The organism is Streptomyces sp. NPDC091271 (genome assembly GCF_044757505.1).
Lineage (GTDB): Bacteria > Actinomycetota > Actinomycetes > Streptomycetales > Streptomycetaceae > Streptomyces.
Map to the genome: position 1 here is coordinate 733,601 of NZ_JBIVVD010000002.1, position 16,966 is coordinate 750,566.

The 16,966-nt window shown below is 69.4% G+C and carries 13 protein-coding genes; 8 read left to right on the forward strand and 5 right to left on the reverse strand.

Going from position 1 to position 16,966, the window contains the following annotated elements; genetic code table 11:
* Window positions 1–134: 134 nt before the first annotated feature.
* Entirely contained in the window at window positions 135–1,139 is a 1,005-nt protein-coding gene (locus ACIQM3_RS10655) for an ROK family protein (protein ID WP_401621743.1), read from the reverse strand.
* A complete protein-coding gene (locus ACIQM3_RS10660; protein WP_401621746.1) occupies window positions 1,136–2,851 on the reverse strand; it encodes a class I mannose-6-phosphate isomerase in 1,716 nt (571 codons plus the stop codon). Before ACIQM3_RS10660 ends, ACIQM3_RS10655 begins: the two co-directional genes overlap by 4 nt.
* Window positions 2,852–3,138: 287 nt before the next feature.
* Between ACIQM3_RS10660 and ACIQM3_RS10665 the strand changes: the two genes are divergently transcribed.
* The 5 genes from ACIQM3_RS10665 (at window position 3,139) to ACIQM3_RS10685 (ending at window position 10,708) form a co-directional block, all read left to right on the forward strand.
* A complete protein-coding gene (locus tag ACIQM3_RS10665; protein ID WP_401621748.1) occupies window positions 3,139–4,452 on the forward strand; it encodes an ABC transporter substrate-binding protein in 1,314 nt (437 codons plus the stop codon).
* Window positions 4,449–5,408 (forward strand): carbohydrate ABC transporter permease, encoded by a 960-nt coding sequence (locus ACIQM3_RS10670; RefSeq protein ID WP_401621751.1) that lies wholly within the window; start codon window positions 4,449–4,451, stop codon window positions 5,406–5,408. Before ACIQM3_RS10665 ends, ACIQM3_RS10670 begins: the two co-directional genes overlap by 4 nt.
* 2 nt (window positions 5,409–5,410) lie before the next feature.
* Window positions 5,411–6,271 (forward strand): carbohydrate ABC transporter permease, encoded by an 861-nt coding sequence (locus ACIQM3_RS10675; protein WP_401621754.1) that lies wholly within the window; start codon window positions 5,411–5,413, stop codon window positions 6,269–6,271.
* A 48-nt stretch (window positions 6,272–6,319) separates the two neighbouring features.
* Entirely contained in the window at window positions 6,320–7,498 is a 1,179-nt protein-coding gene (locus ACIQM3_RS10680) for a glycoside hydrolase family 76 protein (RefSeq protein ID WP_401621757.1), read from the forward strand.
* Between the two features lie 84 nt (window positions 7,499–7,582).
* Window positions 7,583–10,708: an alpha-mannosidase gene (locus tag ACIQM3_RS10685; RefSeq protein ID WP_401621760.1), complete on the forward strand. Its 3,126-nt coding sequence runs from the start codon at window positions 7,583–7,585 to the stop codon at window positions 10,706–10,708.
* 214 nt (window positions 10,709–10,922) lie between these two features.
* Here ACIQM3_RS10685 and ACIQM3_RS10690 read toward each other — a convergent pair whose 3' ends face one another.
* Entirely contained in the window at window positions 10,923–11,528 is a 606-nt protein-coding gene (locus tag ACIQM3_RS10690; protein ID WP_401621763.1) for a class I SAM-dependent methyltransferase, read from the reverse strand.
* An 81-nt stretch (window positions 11,529–11,609) separates the two neighbouring features.
* Window positions 11,610–12,194 carry a PadR family transcriptional regulator gene (locus tag ACIQM3_RS10695; protein ID WP_401621765.1) on the reverse strand — a complete coding sequence of 195 codons (585 nt, stop codon included), beginning with the start codon at window positions 12,192–12,194 and terminating at the stop codon, window positions 11,610–11,612.
* Between the two features lie 106 nt (window positions 12,195–12,300).
* Here ACIQM3_RS10695 and ACIQM3_RS10700 point away from each other — a divergent pair, with 106 nt between their 5' ends.
* The 3 genes from ACIQM3_RS10700 to ACIQM3_RS10710 are packed head-to-tail and all read left to right on the forward strand — an operon-like array spanning window position 12,301 to window position 15,823.
* A complete protein-coding gene (locus tag ACIQM3_RS10700; RefSeq protein WP_401621768.1) occupies window positions 12,301–13,434 on the forward strand; it encodes a Rieske 2Fe-2S domain-containing protein in 1,134 nt (377 codons plus the stop codon).
* A gap of 1 nt (window position 13,435) precedes the next feature.
* Entirely contained in the window at window positions 13,436–14,440 is a 1,005-nt protein-coding gene (locus ACIQM3_RS10705) for a PDR/VanB family oxidoreductase (RefSeq protein ID WP_401621771.1), read from the forward strand.
* 48 nt (window positions 14,441–14,488) lie between these two features.
* Entirely contained in the window at window positions 14,489–15,823 is a 1,335-nt protein-coding gene (locus tag ACIQM3_RS10710; protein WP_401621774.1) for an MFS transporter, read from the forward strand.
* A gap of 294 nt (window positions 15,824–16,117) precedes the next feature.
* Here the strand turns inward: ACIQM3_RS10710 and ACIQM3_RS10715 are convergent, their stop codons facing one another.
* Window positions 16,118–16,711: an isochorismatase family protein gene (locus ACIQM3_RS10715; protein WP_401621777.1), complete on the reverse strand. Its 594-nt coding sequence runs from the start codon at window positions 16,709–16,711 to the stop codon at window positions 16,118–16,120.
* Window positions 16,712–16,966: the final 255 nt, after the last annotated feature.

Genomic DNA, 16,966 nt, shown 5'->3' on the forward strand with positions numbered 1-16,966 from the left:
GCCGTCAGGGGATCTGTGCCGTCGGTGGGCTGCCGAAGCCGCAGGAGCCGTCATTGTAGAGAGTGCCCGGCCGGTGGCGCGGTCCGGCCCGGCGGACGGATCCGGCTGTCCCCTGTCGCGGGGCGGCGCTTTCCTCACGGCCGAGCCGCCCGGCAGGCGTCGAAGGCTACGGGTCCGGCCGCCGGAAGGGTGGGCTCCGGCGGGTCACACTCCGTCCGACACGTCAGGGCCCAGTGGGCGGCGCCGATCAGGGGTGCGTCGTCGGGCCGTCGGGCGGTACGCAGGTCCATCGCGGCAACGGCGGCTTCCGCTCCCGGTCCGGCGGCCTCGGCCCCGGTGGTGAGTCCGGCGCGCAGCGCGGGGCCTATGAGGTCCCAGGACGCGGCCATGGAGCCGCCGACGACCATCACGTCCGGCCGGAACATGGCGCACCAGGGTGCCAGGGCACGCCCCAGCGTGGTGAAACACCCGCTGATCGCAGCCACGGCGTGCGGATCCGCCTTGCGGGCCGATGCGGCGATCGCGCTCACGTCCGGGCCCTCGGCCCGCCCGTCAAGACCTGCCGCCGCTGCGTACCTCGCGCGGATCGCCCGCCGCGAGACCACCTCCTCCAGCGGCTGTCCGTCGACGGTGATGCGGTGGGCGCGGCCTCCCGGCGGCACGGTGGGGCCTTCGGTGACGGGGCGTCCGTCGTGCAGGAACGAGGATCCGACGCCGGTTCCGAGCGTGACGCACACGGACCGGTTCCGCCGTGCCGCGGCCCCGCTGTGGTGCTCCCCGATGGCGAAGGCGTCCGCGTCGTTGAGGAAGCTGATGGCGCGCGCGTGCGGCAGTCGATCGCGCAGTTCCGCCCCGACGTCGATGTCGTGCAGCGACTCGAACTTGCCGATGCCCCGGAATCTGCCGATGCCGGCCGCGTAGTCGAACGGTCCCGGTACCGCGACGCCCCAGCGCGTCCGCCGGGGTGCCGCGATGTGCCGGGCGGCCTCGGCGAAGCAGTCGAGGATCTCCGTGGCACCGGCATCGGCGGACACAGGTCCGCGGACGACCGAACCGGCGACCGGCAGGCCGGTGGTCATGTCCACCAGGGCCGCGGTGACATGGGTGCCGCCGATCTCCAGCACGGGCACCTGGGTCATGACGGTGTCACCAGGGACTTGACGACCTGCGCGGGCCGTCCGCCGACGGGGTGGAGACGATAGCCTCCCACGGCCGCCGGCACGGTGAGGGTCTCGGCGAACGCCAGGTCGTGGCGCCGGCCGTCCGCGGTCTCCACCACCACGCCGTCACCGGCGGCGACGTTGAGGATGTGGAAACGGCCCTCGGTGTCGTCGTCGGCCGGCCCCGTTCCGTCGAGTAGGAAGCGGTGGACCGCGTAGAACATCTCGGGCAGGGCGCCGATGACCTCTTCGCGCCAGCCCGTGCCCTCGCGCAGGAGGCGCGGCTGCGGGACGAGGTCCGCGACGACCTCGCTGCCGCGCCGCCCGGTGTCGAGGTTGGCGAAGGCGTGACGGTGGGACAGCGGCCTGGGCACCCCGGAGGTGGAGCGGCGCAGCCAGTCGTAGAAGCGCAGCGAGTAGAGGTAGGGCGTGGCGCTGATCTCCAGCACGAGGTTGCCCGCCCCGGAGGAGTGCGGGGTGCCGGCCGGGATCATGAACAGCTGGCCGGGGTCGGCGGGGAACGTCTGGACGTGATCCTCGACGCGCAGCGGTGTGCCGTGCGTCGCCGACGCCTCCACTTCCTTGCGCAGGATGTCCACGTCCGTACTCTGCCGCAGCCCGAGGAAGACCCGGGACCCGGGTTCGCTCGCCGTCACGTAGTAGGTCTCGTGCTGGGTGTAGGGCCAGCCGAAGGTCTCCCGCATGTACTGCTCCTGCGGGTGGCAGTGCAGGGAGAGGTTGCCGCCCCCGACGGTGTCGAGGTAGTCGAAGCGGATGGGGAACGAGGTGCCGTAGCGCTGATGCACGTCCGTGCCGAGGAACTGCTCGGGGTGCAGGACGCACAGGAGCTGGAAGGGCAGTTCCACCAGTGCCCCGGTGTCCTGGCCGACGAGGACGCCCGCTTCGGGGGCGATCAGCTCGTAGCCGAGGGCGGTGTTGCCGTTGTCGGGCTCGAAGCCGAGCTTCTCCGCGGCCCACCGGCCGCCCCAGGGGGTGGAGTTGAAGTAGGGGCGGGTGCGTACGGGCTGCCGGGCGAGGCCGGCGAGCGTGGCGCGGACCGCCTCGCCGTCCAGGGAGGCGGGGGCCCCCGGGGCCTGTACGTCGATCCACCGGTCGATCCTGGACGCGAGCGCATCACGGTGCCGGTCGGTGACGGGCCAGTCGGTGTAGAAGAGGCTGCGCAGGTCGCCCGCCGCGTGCGGACGCCCGAGGTTGACGCCCACCGGCAGCGTTCCGGAAGCGATGGCACTCTCGGCGTACCGCTTGGGCAGGTCCGCCCACCAGAGCAGATCGGGCGAGCAGAGGGCGGCACCGGGGCCGAAGACCAGCAGGACGCCGCGCGTGGGGCGTTCCACGGACAGTCGGCCGTCGACGAAGAGGTCGGCCATCCTGAATTCGGCGAGCGGCAGGAAGAACGCGTCGGACTCGGCGTCCGGGACGCACAGCCGCTCGACGGCTGCCGGTGACCAGTGCTCACGCACATCGAGGACGGCGACCTCGACGGACCGTTCCCGCAGAGCGGTGGCGATCCCCTGGGCGGCCTCGTCCCAGTCCAGAGCCGCAGGCCCGTCCAGGGCGAGTACGGCCGGCCGCGTGGGCAGGGTGGCGACAGCGTCGTTCCACCCGGTGACCACGGCGCCGGTGGCCGGGTAGCGGGGGTTGCGTTCGTAAGGGCGGGGCTCTGAGTGCACAGGTACTCCTGAAGGGTGAGCGGGCGACCGAGGGGATGGTATCGATAACACTCAGAGGCGACAAGGCAGATGAGCTGTTGTCAGGCATAACCACAGCTAGATATGGGTTGAAGGCGATTTCTCGTCACGAAGCCTTGTTTCGGCCTCATGGTGTCGTTAACATCCTGGCAATCCGAACCGCCGACGCCGTGCGGTGCGGCGAGATCTCTCCGGGGCCGTACGTACGCCCTCACCCACCACACCCCAGAGCCAGGGGTCCCTCCCGGGATCCCAAGGGAAGGGAACTCATGAGATCAATCGGCGGGGCGACACAGTGGTCGTCCCACCCGCTCGGCCGCCGGAGCGTCCTGGCGGGCATCGGAGCGGGCGGTGCGGCCGTGCTGGCAGGCTGCGCCCGCGGTGACAGCACCGCGGTGAAGCCCGGCACCACCTCGCTCGCCAACGACAACGCCACCTGGGACCAGGGCTATGTGGCGGCCGGGCGGGAGCTGAAAGAGCTCACCGGCTACGCGCTGCGTCCGCTGTCCAACCCGAACCCCACGTCGTACAGGCAGGTCACGCAGATCTCGCTGCAGACCACCAAAGCCACCGACATGATCAAGTGGGCGTCGGGCTATTTCCTCAAATCGCTGGCCCGCACCGGGGAGCTCAGCGATCTCTCCTCCCTGTGGACCGACTACGAACGCAAGGGCTGGGTCACGTCCCAGACCCGTGAGTCGATGTCCTACCGCGGCTCCGTGTACGGGATACCGCTCTACGAGTCGTACTACGTGCTGTTCTACAACACGGCTCTCTTCCGTAAGCACGGCCTGCGGGCTCCCGGCACCTGGGAGGAGCTGCTGCACAACGCCGAGGTGCTGAAGAAGGCGGGCGTGATCCCGTTCGTCGCCACACAGAGCGGCAACTGGCCTGCCTACGAGTGGTTCCAGGAGCTCGTCAGCAAGGTGGACCCCGCGTTCTACACGGAGCTGATCAGCGGGAAGGCGCGTTACACCGACCCCCAGGCCATGAAAGCCCTGCAGATCTGGCAGGACTTCATGCGCAAGGGCTGGATGACGCCGGCGGACTTCGACCAGAACAACGGCCCTGCCGCGCTGAAGGCCGGGCGGGTCGGTATGTTCCTGCACGGTTCCTGGCAGTCGCAGGGGATCGCCGCCACCGGCATGAAGCCGGGTGTCGACTTCGACGCGTTCGTCATGCCTCCCGTCGAGTCCTCCACCCGCCGCTCCGTCATCACCGAATCCGGGGTGCTCGCCGTCCCGCGCAAGGCTGTCTCGCACGACGCCGCGATGGCCAACGCGGCGAACTGGCTGGACCCGAAGGTCCAGAAGGTGTGGACCGACTTCCTCCAGGACGCCTCGGCCAACCCGCGCTCCCGGCCCGGCAACCCGGTGATGGCCGGCCTCAAGGACAGGGCGCTGCGGGAGCACTGGACGCTGCTGCCGCGCTACGGCGAGTCGGGCCCGCCCAACCTCATCCAGGGAAACACCGACGACTTGGGGAGCTTTATGACCGGGGCCTCCTCCCCTGAGAGCACGCTGCGCAGCATGGCGGGGCGGGCGACCAAGGAGTGGGCCGCGTGGGAGAGGGACGAGGCATGAGTTCTTCCCTCGACCAGCGCCGGTCCCCGCTCCCCGCCCCGCACACTTCTCCGGGGCCGAACCCTGCGGGCTCCGCCCCCACGCGCCGGCCTGACCGGCGAATACGGGACAGGCTGGCCGGGGCCGGGTTCCTTGCTCCCGCCGTGCTCCTGGTGAGCGCCCTGCTGCTGCTCCCGTTCGCCACGACCGTCTACCGGAGCTTCTTCGACGACAGGCGCGTCTCGAGCTTCGCCGGTCTCGACAACTACGCCCTGTTTTTCAACGACCCGGTGCTGACCCGCTCGATCCAGAACACCCTGATGTGGGTGGTCGGCACGGTCGCACTGCCGCTCGTGCTGGGCCTGGCCATCGCCGTCCTGACGCACGGCGCCGGGTGGTCCCGCGCGGCCCGGCTGGTCGTCGTCCTTCCCTACGCCTTGTCCGGCTCGGCCGTCGCGGTGGTGTGGAACTTCGTCCTCAACACCGACGGCGCCGCGAACCAGGTGCTCAAGGCGTTCGGCATGGACTCGTTCGCCCAGGGCTGGCTGCTGGAGTGGCCCGGCAACACGCTGGTGATGATCGTCGCCAACACATGGCAGTCGGCGGGCGTCGCTGTGATCCTCTTCATGGTCGGCCTCCGGACCATCCCGCCCGAGACCCTCGAGGCCGCGTCCCTGGACGGGGCGACGGGCTGGCGGAAGTTCTGGTTCGTCGTGCTGCCCCAGCTGCGGACCGTCTCGGTGATCGTCGTCGGCACCAGCCTGGTCAACGGGCTCAAGTCCTTCGACCTGATCTGGGTGCTCACCCAGGGCGGGCCGGGCCGGCAGTCCGAGACGCTCGCGGTCTCGATGTACCAGGAGACCTTCCTCGCTCTGCACCCCGGAGCGGGCGCGGCGGTCGCGGTCGTCCTCACCACGATCGTGCTGTTCACCTCGTGGCTGTATCTGCGGCGTCAGCTGACCCCGAAAGGCAACTGATCATGCCCACCATCCCCAGCACGCCGAGGCGTGCCCCGCGAACGCGCCCCACGCCCGGCCGGATCCTGCGCAACACCACCCTGGTGGTCATCTCCCTGCTCTGGGCGCTGCCCACCTGGCTACTGCTGGTCAACGCCCTGGTGCCGGCCGCCGACTACGGCGGGACGCCCCACTGGTGGCCTCAGGGCTTCGGTCTCCTCGACAACATGTCGCAGGCCTGGACGAAGGCGGATCTCGGCCCCTCCATGGGCAACAGCCTGCTGTACGCCGTCACCAGCGCCGCCGCCGCGATCGTGGTGGCCACCACCGCCGCGTTCGCGACCGTCATCATGCCGGTCAAGCACAAGACGCTGTGGTTCTGGCTGATCTACTCGGGAACCCTGCTGCCGCTCCAGGTCTTCCTGCGCCCGATGTTCCTCGCCTACGCCGACACCGGGCTCTACGACGCCCAGTTCGGGCTGTTCCTGGTGTACGTGGCGATCGCCATCCCGTTCGCCTACTTCATCATGCGTAACTTCGCGCTGACGCTGGCACCGGAGATCATCGAGGCCGCCCGGATGGACGGTGCTTCATGGTGGCGGATCTTCTGGCAGATCCACGTGCCGCTGTCCAGGTCCGCCATGGTGGCCGCCTTCGTCTTCCAGTTCGTCGCCGTCTGGAACGACCTGCTGTTCGGCATCACGCTGTCCACCAGCAAGAACATCCGCCCGGTCATGGCCGCGCTGGCCGAACTCCAGGGCAACTACTCCAATGTGGGGCCGCCGGTGGTCCTCGGCGGGGCGCTGCTGGTCTCGCTGCCGACGGTCGTCCTGTTCTTCTCCGCACAGCGCTTCTTCGTCAGCAGCCTCAAGCTGCACGGCTGAGCCGCATCCGGCCGCCGGTCACCGTCCCACTTTCTTGAAAGGCCGACCATGGTGAAGACCCCTGTACGCGCCGCACTGGCCCTCGCCGTCCTCTCCGGAGCTCTGTGGGCGAGTCCTGCCGCCGCAGCCGGCCATGAGGAGACCGCGCCCCTGACCTGGGCCCACCGCGCCGAGGTCACCTATGGCTCCTTGCAGCAGCACCTCTACCAGGGCCCGCAGGAGCACGGGCTGTACCTGGAGAAGACGCCGCGCAAGGAGGGGGAGAACCCCCACTCCTACCTCTGGCCACTGCGTGAGGCGGCCGCCGCCACCGTCGACATGGCCGAACTGCCGCGCGTCGGTGCCCGCTACAAGCGCGATGCCGCCGAGCGCTTCACGGCACTGCGCCTGTACTTCGACCCCCGCGACGGCAGGTCCGGATACGACTCCTACCTGCCCGCCCCTCTTGGTCAGGGCGGCGACGTCTTCTACGACGACAACGCCGTGGTCGGGCTCTCCTTCCTGGACCAGTACCGGTCGACCGGCAAGGAGCTCTACCTCGACCGGGCGCTGGAAACCTATTCGGTCGTCAGCCGGGGCTGGGACGAGGACCCCGCCAAGCCGTGCCCCGGAGGCATGCGCTGGGTCGACTCGCCGAACAACACCATGCGCGCGGCGAACGTCACGGGACTGGCCGCCCAGCTGGCCGCCGAGCTCTACGCCATCGACCACGACGACCGGTTCCTCGCGAGTGCGAAGCGGTGGTACGAGTGGAACTGGTCGTGTCTGCGCCGGTCCCCCGGCCTGTACCACAACAGCCGCGACGACGACGGCAGCGTGAACGAGACCCTGTGGTCGTACAACTCCGGCGCGATGATAGGCACCGCGACCACGCTCTACCGTGCGACCGGGGACCGGGCCTACCTCGACCGTGCCGTCGAGGACGCGCAGGGCTCGCTCACGTACTGGGAGCAGGGGGACCGGCTGCACGACCAGCCGGCGATCTTCAACGCCTTCTACTTCGACAACCTCCGCATCCTGAACGAGGTACGGCCCGACCGCGCCTACCGAGCGGCTGCCACCACCTATGCCGAGCGGATCTGGGAGGAGAACCGGACACCGTCCGACGGACTGTTCCGCTTCCAGCCCTCCGGCGGCGGCGACCACGCCCCGGCCGCGCAGGCCGAGACGCTCGAACAGTCCGCGATGGTGCAGATCTTCGCCGGCCTCGCCTCCGACCGTTCCTGATCCTCGGCCGTTCACGAGCCTCCGACCGCCCCCACGCCACTGAGCAGCACGTCCCGGCACCAGACACGAGTGGAGACCTCTCCCATGCCCCGCCCCGATCTTGCCCGTCCCTCCTGGTGGGACTCGAACATGGCCCGAGACATCCTGCGCGAGCGCGCGGTGTCCGCCGAGGGTGACCTCGGCGGACACCGGGTCAGGCTCTCCTGCGAACCGCTACTGCGCCACGACGGCACCGGGGGCCTGCTCCAGTCCGTCCGCGTGACGGCGGACCGACCGCTCACCCGTGCCCGGGTCACCACTCTCACCGGCAGCGCTCTGCGCTGCGACGTCCTTCCAGGGCCGGGGGCAGACACCCGGCTGCTGGTTCCGGAGGTGGACGCGCCCACGCCGGTCCTGGTCGAGCTGCCTGAGCTCGCGGACACGGACAGCGTCGAGGTACTGCTGACCCCGCAGCGCCACTGGACGCTGCACCTGGTCCAGCACGCCCATCTGGACATCGGTTACACCGACCCGCAGAGCACTGTCCTCGCCGAGGGACGCAAGTACCTCGACTCCCTGCTCGAACTGTGCCGCTCCACCGACGACCGGCCGGACGAGTCGAAGTTCCGCTGGGCGGTCGAAGGCCACTTCAGTTATGAGAACTGGTCGCAGAACCGGCCGCCGCGGCTGGTCGCGGAGTTCCTGGACCGTGTGCGCGAAGGCCGCATCGAACTGACCGCGATGCCCTTCAACCTGCACACGGAGACCTGCTCCACCGACGAGCTGCACGAACTCCTGCGCCCCATACGGGAGTTGCGGGAGCGGGAGGGCATCGACATCACCACGGCCATGCAGACGGACGTGCCGGGCCAGGTCGTCGGGCTGCCCGACGTCCTCGCCGACAGCGGAATCCGCTATCTGTCGGTCGCCCACAACTGGGCGGGGCGCGCGGTGCCGCACCACGTCGGCGGCCAGGACCTGCCACGCCTGTTCCGCTGGCGGGCGCCGAGCGGGCGCGAGGTGCTGGTGTGGCGTACCGACACGCCCCACGGCCTCGCCTACATGGAGGGCTCGGTCATCGGCTTCGACGAGTCCTTCGACCGCGTCGACGACCTCCTGCCGAACTACCTCTCGGCAATGACGAACCACCAGTACCCGCACGAGGGCCGGGGCATCCCGGGGTTCCCCATCCTGGACGAGGAATTCAAGGGCGACCCGTACCCGTGGGACATCCTGCACCTTCGGGTCCTGGGCAAGTTCGCGGACAACGGGCCGCCGCGCCGCATCATCGCGGACACGGTACGCCGGTGGAACGAGGAGTGGGCCTTCCCCGTCCTGCGTACCTCGCGCAACGAGGACTTCTTCATCGACGCCGAGGAGCGGCTCGGCGACCAGCTCCAGACGTACGAAGGCGACTGGACGGACTGGTGGGTCGACGGCGTCGGCGCGGGGGCCGTTCCACTGGCCGCCACCCGCGACGGGCAGGCGGCTCTGGCCGAAGCGCAGACCCTCGCGGGTCACGCGGAGATCATGGGGGCACCGGGCGGCGCCGGAATCACCGGGGCGGCACCCGAGGTGTACCGCGCCGCCTCCCTGTTCAACGAGCACACCTGGGGTGCCGGCGACCCCTGGACGCACGGCGACCACGGTCACGCCTCGGGCGAGCGGCAGTGGCACTGGAAGTACGCCCAGGCCCTGCGCGCCCACGACGGGGCGCACACCCTGCTGGATGCCGCGAGTGCGGCTCTGGGAGAGCGTCTGGCTCCGCGAGAGGGGACACTCGCCGGCTACTACGTCGTCAACACGTGCAGCTGGGATCGCTCCGAGACGGTCCGGCTCTTCCTTCCCGAGAGCACCGTGCCCCTCGCCGACGCGGTACGGGTCGTCGACTCCCGCGACGGCACACCGCTGGAGGTGACGGAGGAGGAGCAGAGCAACGAACTCCACCGGGCGGCCGGCCGTTTCCTGCTGTTCCGGCTGGCCGGCGTACCGGCTCACGGAGCAGTCCGCGTGGACATCGAACCCGCCCCCGCCTCCTCCTCCGAGCTGCCGGCGGAGAACGGCTCCCCGGCCGACGCCTCCACGGTCCTGGAGAACGAGTTCCTGCGCGTCCACGTCGACCTGACGTCCGCGTGCATCGACTCGATCCTGGACAAGCGCACAGGGAGCGAACTGGTCCGCCAGGACGCCACCGTCGGCTTCAACGGCTACCTGTACGACGAGTACGCCACGGCCGGCGGCTTCAACCACCAGTCCAGCAAGACCACAGCCGACGAGTCGATGCACCTGCTCGCCACGCGGAGGACGGCTCCCCCGGCGGCCCTGGTGGAACGGACCTCGGACGCGACCGGCGAGACACTGATCTACGAATGCGCCCCGGCCGGCACCCGACGGCTGCGGGTCAAGGTCCATCTGCCGCGCGCGAGTGCGCGGATCGACCTGGAGAACCGGATCGACAAGGCCGCGACCCTGACCAAGGAGAGCGCGTTCTTCGCCTTCCCCTTCGCGATGCGGTCCCCGGTCGTCCGCATGGAGGCAACCGGCGGCGTCACCGGGACGGGGCTGCCCACGGTGCCCGGTTCGGCCCGGCACATGCGGGCGGTACGCCGCTGGGTAAGCCTCCAGGAGGACGGTACGAGCGCTGCGCTGGCCACCCAGGACGCGCCGCTGATCCAGGTGGGCGGGGTCGCCATCCCGTACGTGCCGTATCCGCAGTCACTGGCGCAGGAAGAGCCGGGCACGGTGTTCTCATGGGTTCACAACAACATCTGGGACACCAACTTCCCCTCGGAGCAGGCATTCGACCACGTCTTCCGCTACAGCGTCGGATGGCAGGACGCACCCGCCCTCGGCGGTGCGGTGCTGGGCATGCGCACAGCCGCCGTCGGTAGCCGGCCCCTGGTGGCGGTACGAGCGAACCGGGCGGCCGAGCCGATTCCCGACACCTCCTACGCACTACTGGCCCTCGACGACCCGCGCGTACGGATCGTCGGTCTGACCGTGCCGGAACCGGGGCGCCTGCTCGTGCGGTTGCAGTCCTTCGCCGAAGAGCATGTCACCTGCCGACTCACCCCGGCCTTCCCCACCACCGCAGCCACGTCCGCCGACTACCTCGGCACCGAGGGCGCAGCATTGCGCACCGGGGCTGATGGCTCCCTGTCGGTACCGGTGCCCCGGCTCGGCACCACGGCGGTGTCGCTGACGACGGGAGTCGAGCCGGAACGGGATTGACAGAGCGTGCAGGCCGAAGCAGCACTCGGGGGCGCCCTCCCCTGTCCGGACAGTCCCCGAGTGCTGCTTCACCGACGGTCCTTCGCCCCTCAGAACCGCAACCGGGCACCGCCGCTTCAAGAAGCTCAGCCGCACCTGACGGCCGAGTGCCCACGGTGCACAGTGGTCGCCGGCCCGCCTGGTCGACGCGGCAGTCAATACGTCCGGTACGCCCTTACCGACGGTGGACACTGACGGCATAACCGCCGCCGTCGTAAGGGTCGGCATCCCAGGTGGCGAACCGGTCGACGAGGGTGAGGCCGCCCGCGGCGCAGCAGTCGTCGTAGTCCGACAGCGTAAGCCCGGGCGGTACCGGCAGGTGGGCTTCGTCCAGGCCGAAGCCGGCGACCAGCAGGCCGCCCGGCCGCAGTGCCGCGGACAGGCGCTCGACCACCGTGGTCTCGGTGCCGGGGGCGAGCAACGGGAAAATATTGCCCGCAGCAACGACAAGGTCGAAGCCTCCCGCGATGCCGAGCAGGGCCGGCTCGAACTCCGCCAGATCGAGCTGGAACCAGGGCAGTCCAGGCGACAGCTTCCGCGCCACTGCCAGCATCGACGCGTCCAGATCCACCCCGACGCAGTCGTACCCGAGTTCCGCGAGCCGGATCATGACGCGTCCCGTACCGCACCCGGCGTCCAGCACCCGCGCACCGACAGGCACGAGAGCTGCACAGAACCGCGCCTCGCCGTGCACGTTCTTGCCGCTACGCGCCAGGGCCGCGAATCGTGCGGCGTAATCTTCCCCGGACGTTTTCCCGGCCATATCCGTCCAGCGACTCATAAGGCCAACTATAGGACGCCCGTGTGGCTACGCGAAGAAGCTGCCGGCCTTCCCCGTACGACCGCTCGGCGATTTCGTAAGTCAGGAGTCGTGCAGCTCGTCCACCAGGGCGAAACCGTCCGCGATCCAGGCCAGCTCGGTGCGGGCGCGGGCGATGAGCCCGTCGTAGGCGTACACCTTGTAACGCACCGCGAGCTCGGCCTCCCGCTCGGTCAGCTTGGACAGGCGGGCGGCCAGCGTGGGATGAGTGCGGTCGACGAGCGCGGCCCGGGTGCCCTCGAGCATGCTCAATTGCTCTTCCCAATACGACTGTTGCTGCGCGAGTTGCTCACGCACCGACGCGGGGTCGGCGAAGTCGAAGTAGGCAGCCTTCAGGAACGCCGGGTCGCGCTGCCGCTGAGGCGTCAGCGGGGAGCTCATCCACGCCCGGAAGTCGGCGAGGCCGGCGGCCGTGACGTGGTACTCCTTCTTCGTCCCCTTCTTGCCCCAGGGCACCTCCACCGAGGTGAGCAGCCCGTCGCGCTCCATCCGGTTCAGCTCGGGATAGATCTGCGAGTCCGGGGCGTGCCAGACGTGGGCCACCGAGCGACTGAAGCTCTTCGAGATGTCGTACCCCGTCATCGGGCGACCGGTGAGCAGCGCGGTCAGCGCGTAACGCAGCGACAAGGCACCTCCCCTTCCGGACTGATCAAGGTACACACCCTTGCCACTCACTATATCCATAGCTAGTTTGTGATCCGCGCAACACATACCTCTCTCCATAGGGAGTTCCATGTCTCTCTCCGTCTCTCCCCCGCCGGACACCGCGCCACCGACCACCGCGGCGGCGAGGATCTTCAACTACCCCCGCAACGCCTGGTACGTCGCCGCCTGGGACCACGAGGTCACCGGCCGGCAGCCGCTGGCACGCACGATCGCGGGCGTGCCGCTGGCGTTGTGGCGCAACACGGAGGGCCGCGCGACAGCCCTCGCGGACGCCTGCTGGCACCGGCTCGCGCCGCTGTCGAAGGGCAAGATCCTGGGCGACGAGCTGCAGTGCCCGTACCACGGCCTCCGTTACAACTCGACCGGCCGCTGCACCGGGATGCCCGCGCAGGAGACGGTCAACCCCAGCGCGGTGGTCGCCTCCTACCCCCTTGTGGAACGCTACCGATACCTCTGGGTCTGGGTCGGCGATCCGGACCTGGCCGATCCGACCACCGTGCCCGACATGCATCAGATGGATGATCCGGCGTGGGCCGGCGACGGGGAGACGATCCACGCCGACTGCAACTACCAGCTCATCCTCGACAACCTCATGGACCTCACGCACGAGGAGTTCGTGCACTCCTCGAGCATCGGCCAGGAGGAGTTGTCGGAGGCCGAGTTCGACGTGACGCATGAGGGCGACACGGTGACCGTCGCCCGATGGATGCGCGACATCGACGCACCTCCGTTCTGGTTGAAGAACATGCGCGACAGGTTCCCGGGCTTCTCCGGCAAGGTCGACCGCTGGCAGATCGTCAAGTTCGAGTCACCGGGCACGATCCGCATCGACGTCGGTGTGGCGAAGGCCGGTACCGGTGCGCCCGAGGGCGATCGCAGCCAGGGCGTCAACGGATACGTGATGAACACGATCACTCCCGAGACCGACCGGACTTCCCATTACTTCTGGGCGTTCATGCGCAACTACCGCCTGGACAGTCAGACCATCACCACCCAGCTGCGCCGAGCGGTGCACGGGGTCTTCGGGGAGGACGAAGACATGCTGTGCGCACAGCAGCGCGCCATCGACGCCAACCCGGACCACGAGTTCTACAGCCTCAACATCGACGCCGGAGGGATGTGGGTACGCCGGATACTCGAACGCATGATCGCGGCCGAGGGGCGCCCCTCCTCCGTGCCGTCCGCCGGTCAGGGGGCTTGAAATGGCAGTGCGGACCCGGGTTCTCCGGCAGCGGGCCAGGGTGGTCGAAGTCTCCGACGCCGCGGTCGGGGTCCGCCGGATCGTCCTGGCCCCCGAGCAGCCCGAGCACGCCGCGCCCGGCACGCACATCGACGTCGAGATCGGGGGTGGCGCCCGCCGGGTGCGTTCCTACTCCGTGGTGCGCTCCGAGGACGGCGGCCGCCGGCTGACGCTCAGCGTGCAGCTCTCCCCCACCTCGTCCGGTGGCTCGGCGGCGATGCACCGACTGCGGGCCGGGGACGAGCTGACCGTCACCGGTCCGCTGCAGAACTTCCCGCTCGCAGTCGGACCCACCCGCTACGTACTCGTCGCCGGCGGCATCGGCGTCACAGCGTTGGTGGCCATGGCCTCCGCACTGCGCCGCCGAGGCGCCGACTACACGCTGGTGTTCGCCGGTCGCAGCCGCGCCGTGATGGCGTACCTCGACGAACTGGTCGCCGAGCACGGCGACCGGGTCCGGGTCCACATCGACGACGAGGACACCCCGCTGGCGGTCGACGACCTCGTCGCCGGGATCCCCCGGACACCCGCCGCCGCGAGCACCGAGCTCTACATGTGCGGCCCGATCGGACTCATGAACGCCATCTCGCGGAGCTGGGCCGAGCACGACCTGCCGGGGACCAACCTGCGCTTCGAGACTTTCGGTTCCAGCGGCCGGCACCCGACCGAGGAGTTCGTGGTGCGTCTCCCCCAGTTCGACCGGGAGATCACCGTCGCACCCGACACCACGATTCTCGATGCCCTCGAGGCGGCCGGTGTCGAGACGCTGTCGGACTGCCGCAAGGGCGAGTGCGGGCTGTGTCTGGCGAAGGTGCTCGACTCCACCGGAACCATCGACCACCGCGACGTCTTCCTGAGCGAGCCCCAGAAGGAACGGTCGAGCCGGCTGTGCCTCTGCGTCTCCCGAGCAGTGGCAGCCGACAGCGGCTCGGACGGCCCCGCCGTCCTCGACCTCCACCTCACCTGACCCGGTGCAACATCGCGTACGCCCGGATCCCTCACCACCTGGACACCCATGAGCATCGCTGCACGCATATCGCAGACACCGATGAGCGGCTACCAATGGCTGATCGTCGCGCTCTGCACCTTCATGAACTGCCTGGACGGCTTCGATGTCATGGCGGTCGCCTTCACCGGGCCGTCGGTCACCGAGGAGTTCGCGCTCAACGGCTCGCAGTTCGGGCTGCTGGTCTCGGTCGGCCTCATCGGGATGGCGATCGGCTCGATGCTGCTCGCGCCCTTCGCAGACGTCATCGGCCGACGCCCGCTGATCCTGATCAGCCTCACTCTCTGCACGATCGGCATGTTCGGCGCGGCGATGGCCCCGTCGGCCACGGTGATGGGCATCTTCCGCCTCGTCACCGGACTCGGTGTCGGCGGAATCCTGGCGAGCACCAACGTGATCGCCAGCGAGTTCTCCAACGCCAGGAACCGCGGTCTCGCCATCGGCATCTACACCGCCGGATACGGGCTCGGTGCCACCGCGGCGAGCCTGGTGGCGAAAGCCACCCTGGGCGGCGACTGGCGGATCGTCTTCCACGCCGGCGGCGTCGGGACCCTGCTCGCTCTGATAGTGATCGCTGTCGTCCTCCCCGAGTCGGTCGCATTTCTCGAACAGCGCCGTCCGAGCGGTGCGCTGGAGCGGATCAACCGGACGCTGGCCCGAATGCGGATGGAGGCCGTCACCGACACCGACCTCGACCGGGCGGCCGCCACCCGGGCGGACACCGAGCGGGCCGGCTCGGCATGGCTCAGGCAGCTGATGGCCCCCACGATCCTGCTCTGGCTCACCTTCATCACGATCATGTTCGGCTTCTACTTCGTCAACAGCTGGACCCCCACGCTCCTGGTCGAGGAGGGCCTCTCGGAGAGCGCGGCGGTGACCGCCGGAATGGCGATCTCGATCGGCGGCACGGTGGGCTCGGTCCTCTACGGCGTCGCCGCCCGGGTGCGTACGCCGAGGGCGGTGTTGATCGGGTTCTCCCTGCTTTCGGCCGCGATGATGATCGTCTTCATCTTGAGCACCTCGACCCTTTGGCTCGGTTTCGGCATCGGTGTCGTCGTCGGTGCCCTGATCAACGGCTGCATCGCCGGTGCGTACACCGTCGGTCCGCCGCTCTACCCGGCCAACGTCCGCAGTGTCGGCATGGGCTGGGCACTCGGGATGGGGCGCATCGGCGCCATCCTGTCCCCGACCATCGCCGGCATGCTCAAGGACACAGGCGCCTCCGCGACCCAGCTCTACGTCGGTGCCGCCATGGTGGTCGCTGCCTGCGCACTCGTCCTGGTAGGCCTGCGCCGGCACGACCCCGAGTGCCGCCCCGAAGCAAACGAGGCACTCACCGTCTGACCACTGCCAGGCCTCCGGCCCGGTCCGGAACCAGAGCCCGAGAGGGGAGAGCGGGCTCCCCTGTCCCCCTCGGCTCTGCGGCCGTCTTCTCGACGTCCCTTCTTGGCCCACTCTTCGCACGGAACGGCAGGGCAGCCCTCCCAGTCCTCGGCCCGCCCTCGACGAGTCGCCGCAGCGTGGGAAGCAACGCATCGACAAGGGAGCGCAGCACACGAGAGTGTGTCGTGCCGCCGGTTTCGGCAATACGACGCACCCGTCATTCGGCCCGCTGCCGCTCCGGTCCGATGTGAAGTGCTACTGCGGTACGGGCGCCTCACCGGATACGACGATGCCCGCCTCACGGAAGTCGTCCAGGGTCGAGGCGATCGTGTCGGGGGCGACGCCGACGGAGTAGTCCAGGCGTACGTGCGCGCGGAAGCCGGCCTTCACTGCGTCCAGCGCGGTGGCGCGCACGCAGTGGTCAGTGGCGATACCCACCACGTCGACGTCCTCCACTCCGCGGGCGCGCAGCCAGTCCGCCAAGGACGTGCCCTGCTCGTCGGCGCCTTCGAAGCCGCTCTTGGAGGAGCTGTGGGCGCCCTTGAAGAAGACGGCGTCGACCTTGCCGCCGGCGGCGGCGGGAGCGAAGTGCGGGTGAAACTCCCCGCCCTCGCCCCCGGCCACGCAGTGCACGGGAAAGCTGTCCTTGAAGTCCGGGTTCTCCGAGAAGTGACCGCCGGGGTCGATGTGGTGATCGCGGGTGGCCACGACGTACTGGTAGTCCCGGCCCGCGCTCTGCTCCACCAGGTCGGCGATCTTCGTCGCGATCTGCGTGCCACCTGCTACGGGAACGCTGCCTCCTTCACAGAAGTCGTTCTGCACGTCTACGACGATCAAGCCTCGGCTCATTGATGAGCCCCCTTCACCAACGTCTTGGAACAGCGGTCAGGACCACTGAGGAATCTGACGGCCGCGGGCACGGACGCGGTGACGCGGCGACCGCGGCGGCATCCTTCCGTTGTTCTACCGGCCCTCACGTCAGCGGCTCATGCCCAACGACCGCCTCTCACCCGCACGGACGCAGACGTTCACCGCAGGAACGATTCGCGGGCACCGATCAGGCTCACGGCGGGCGCGACGGGCCTGGTAGCGCCTGGAGTTGCC

Excerpts from the sequence above, each read along its gene's own strand:
- ACIQM3_RS10700 (WP_401621768.1), top strand. The coding sequence starts at position 12,301 with ATGTCTCTCTCCGTCTCTCCCCCGCCGGACACCGCGCCACCGACCACC.
- ACIQM3_RS10665 (WP_401621748.1), top strand. The coding sequence starts at position 3,139 with ATGAGATCAATCGGCGGGGCGACACAGTGGTCGTCCCACCCGCTCGGC.
- ACIQM3_RS10680 (WP_401621757.1), top strand. The coding sequence starts at position 6,320 with ATGGTGAAGACCCCTGTACGCGCCGCACTGGCCCTCGCCGTCCTCTCC.
- ACIQM3_RS10710 (WP_401621774.1), top strand. The coding sequence starts at position 14,489 with ATGAGCATCGCTGCACGCATATCGCAGACACCGATGAGCGGCTACCAA.
- ACIQM3_RS10705 (WP_401621771.1), top strand. The coding sequence starts at position 13,436 with ATGGCAGTGCGGACCCGGGTTCTCCGGCAGCGGGCCAGGGTGGTCGAA.
- ACIQM3_RS10685 (WP_401621760.1), top strand. The coding sequence starts at position 7,583 with ATGCCCCGCCCCGATCTTGCCCGTCCCTCCTGGTGGGACTCGAACATG.
- ACIQM3_RS10690 (WP_401621763.1), bottom strand. The coding sequence starts at position 11,528 with ATGAGTCGCTGGACGGATATGGCCGGGAAAACGTCCGGGGAAGATTAC.
- ACIQM3_RS10655 (WP_401621743.1), bottom strand. The coding sequence starts at position 1,139 with ATGACCCAGGTGCCCGTGCTGGAGATCGGCGGCACCCATGTCACCGCG.
- ACIQM3_RS10670 (WP_401621751.1), top strand. The coding sequence starts at position 4,449 with ATGAGTTCTTCCCTCGACCAGCGCCGGTCCCCGCTCCCCGCCCCGCAC.
- ACIQM3_RS10715 (WP_401621777.1), bottom strand. The coding sequence starts at position 16,711 with ATGAGCCGAGGCTTGATCGTCGTAGACGTGCAGAACGACTTCTGTGAA.
- ACIQM3_RS10675 (WP_401621754.1), top strand. The coding sequence starts at position 5,411 with ATGCCCACCATCCCCAGCACGCCGAGGCGTGCCCCGCGAACGCGCCCC.